This is a genomic window from Pseudoalteromonas sp. TAB23 (assembly GCF_000498075.1).
Taxonomy (GTDB): Bacteria; Pseudomonadota; Gammaproteobacteria; order Enterobacterales; family Alteromonadaceae; genus Pseudoalteromonas; species Pseudoalteromonas arctica.
Genome location: NZ_AUTP01000088.1, coordinates 1 through 2,619, shown reverse-complemented (window position 1 = coordinate 2,619; position 2,619 = coordinate 1). Strand labels below are relative to the sequence as shown.

Here is a 2,619-nt window from a genome sequence, read left to right as displayed (position 1 = left end):
CTTGTGCTGCCTCAGCGCAAGGTGAGGTTGTATCTCCAGTTAACTACAACTCTCCTGGTCAAGTTGTTATCGCAGGCCACAAAGCGGCAGTAGATAGAGCATCGCAAGCATGTAAAGATGCCGGTGCTAAACGTGCATTACCACTTTCTGTTAGCGTACCTTCACATTGTGAGTTAATGAAGCCAGCAGCTGACAAGCTAGCAGCAGACTTAGCCGCTTTAACATTTAATACACCTAAGTGTGATGTAATTAATAATGTTGATGTAAAAGCTGAAACGTTAGCTGATGCAATTAAAGACGCACTAGTACGTCAGCTATACAGCCCAGTTCGCTGGACAGAAACAGTACAAGCCTTGGTTGCGCAAGATGTAACACAAAGCTACGAATTTGGTCCTGGTAAAGTATTAACAGGACTTGCTAAACGAATTGATAAAGCAATGATCTGTGGCTCAGTAAACGACGCCGCTTCAATTGATGCAGCTAAATAAGAGTATATAAAATGTCTAATTTATTTTCATTAGAGGGCAAAATTGTCCTAATTACTGGCGCCAGCCGTGGTATTGGTAAAGCAATTGCAACAACATTAGTTGCACAAGGTGCAAAAGTTGCAGGTACTGCGACAAGTGAGTCAGGCGCTGCTAAAATCAGTGAATACTTAGGTGACAATGGTAAAGGTTATGCATTAAACGTAACCGATCCTGCATCTATTGAAGCAACACTTGCTGCAATAAAAGCTGATTTAGGCGATATTGACGTACTTGTAAATAACGCAGGTATTACACGCGATAACTTATTAATGCGTATGAAAGAAACTGAGTGGGACGATATTATCGACACTAATTTAAGCTCAGTTTTCCGTTTATCTAAAGCGGTACTTCGTCCAATGATGAAGAAAAAGAAAGGCCGTATTATTAACATTGGCTCAGTAGTGGGTACTATGGGTAATGCAGGTCAAGCTAATTATGCAGCGGCTAAAGCGGGTGTAATTGGTTTTTCTAAGTCACTTGCGCGCGAAGTTGCATCACGTGGTATTACAGTTAACGTAATCGCACCTGGTTTTATTCAAACAGACATGACTGATAATTTAACTGATGAGCAAAAAGCAGCAACACTTGCAAATGTTCCAGCAGGGCGTTTAGGCCAACCAGACGAAATTGCTGCTGCAGTATGTTATTTAGCATCTGACGCGGCTGCGTATGTATCAGGCGAAACTTTGCATGTAAATGGCGCGATGTACATGGTTTAATCGCCATTGTACCTAGATTGCTACTTGATAAAGTTAAGTAAGTTACCTCAAAAACATTGAATTATTTGTGAACTTGCTTTAAACATACTTGAAATCGCTGCGAAAATAAGCGATAAAAGACAAAACACACACTCAGAGGTTTGACCAGACAATTATTTATGGTCAAATCATTGAATCAGAGAATTATGCGGCGTAAACTACGCCGCAATCTGAAAATAACGCATTGGCGTTTTTAATAAAGGAAAGAAGAATGAGCGATATCCAAGAACGCGTAAAGAAAATTATCATTGAACAACTAGGTGTTAAAGAAGAAGAAGTTAAAAATGAATCTTCTTTCGTAGATGACCTAGGTGCAGATTCTCTTGATACTGTTGAACTAGTAATGGCTCTTGAAGAAGAGTTTGATACTGAGATCCCAGATGAAGAAGCTGAGAAGATCACTACAGTACAAACTGCTATCGATTACGTTACAGCACACGCTGAGTAATTAATCGCACGTTAAAGGCAGCATCCGCTGCCTTTAATTTTTTATATCCAAACCACCTCAAAGTTCGTGATTCAAAACTTAAATCTCTATGCTCAATTTTAGCTAAAAATTAATTTTGATTGTGTTATGCGTTTTTAATCTATTTTGGGACTAGCACTTTGAGGTAGCTTGGGTATGATCATCCCCTTGTAAAATATCCCTTATTGGAGGCAAACCGTGGCTAAACGTCGAGTCGTCGTAACTGGCTTAGGAATGTTGACGCCGCTAGGTAATGATGTTCAATCAACCTGGCAAGGCTTATTAGATGGTAAAAGTGGCATTCAAACAATAACGCACTTTGATACATCAAAATTTGGTACTAAATTCGCTGGTTTAATAAATGATTTTGATGCAACTGCATACATGTCAGCGAAAGATACTAAAAAAATGGACTTGTTTATTCAGTACGGCATTGCAGCGGGTGTTCAAGCCTTTAAAGATTCAGGCCTTGAAATCACTGAGCAAAACGCAGCACGCATTGGTGTAGCTGTAGGTTCAGGTATTGGTGGGCTTACGTTAATTGAAGAAAACCACATTAAGCTATTAAATAGTGGTCCGCGCAAGTTATCGCCATTTTATGTGCCGTCTACCATTATTAATATGATCTCAGGTCATTTATCAATGATGCATGGACTTCGTGGTCCAAATATTTCAATTGTAACTGCCTGTACTACTGGTTTGCATAATATTGGCCATGCAGCGCGCATGATTGCCTACGGTGATGCAGATGCAATGGTTGCTGGCGGTGCAGAAAAAGCGTGTACCCCAATTGGTATGGGTGGCTTTAATGCTGCGCGTGCACTTTCAACTCGTAACGACGATCCACAAGCGGCTTCTCGCCCTTGGG

Annotated in this window: 4 protein-coding genes; all 4 read left to right on the top strand. The window is 40.5% G+C overall.

The genetic code is table 11. The features are described 5' to 3' along the window. The coding region (locus tag L654_RS0102050) for an ACP S-malonyltransferase (protein WP_024607105.1) at positions 1 to 488 on the top strand (488 nt) is incomplete at its 5' end. Positions 489 to 499: 11 nt separating this feature from the next. Beyond that, complete coding sequence (gene fabG, locus L654_RS0102045) at positions 500 to 1,246, top strand: 3-oxoacyl-ACP reductase FabG (protein ID WP_007585730.1); 747 nt, start codon at positions 500 to 502, stop codon at positions 1,244 to 1,246. A gap of 250 nt (positions 1,247 to 1,496) precedes the next feature. Beyond that, on the top strand, positions 1,497 to 1,733 hold the full coding sequence (gene acpP, locus L654_RS0102040; protein ID WP_002962377.1) for an acyl carrier protein: 237 nt from the start codon (positions 1,497 to 1,499) through the stop codon (positions 1,731 to 1,733). Between the two features lie 216 nt (positions 1,734 to 1,949). After that, the coding region (locus L654_RS0102035; RefSeq protein WP_024607104.1) for a beta-ketoacyl synthase N-terminal-like domain-containing protein at positions 1,950 to 2,619 on the top strand (670 nt) is incomplete at its 3' end.

Excerpts from the sequence above, each read along its gene's own strand:
- acpP (WP_002962377.1), top strand. The coding sequence starts at position 1,497 with ATGAGCGATATCCAAGAACGCGTAAAGAAAATTATCATTGAACAACTA.
- fabG (WP_007585730.1), top strand. The coding sequence starts at position 500 with ATGTCTAATTTATTTTCATTAGAGGGCAAAATTGTCCTAATTACTGGC.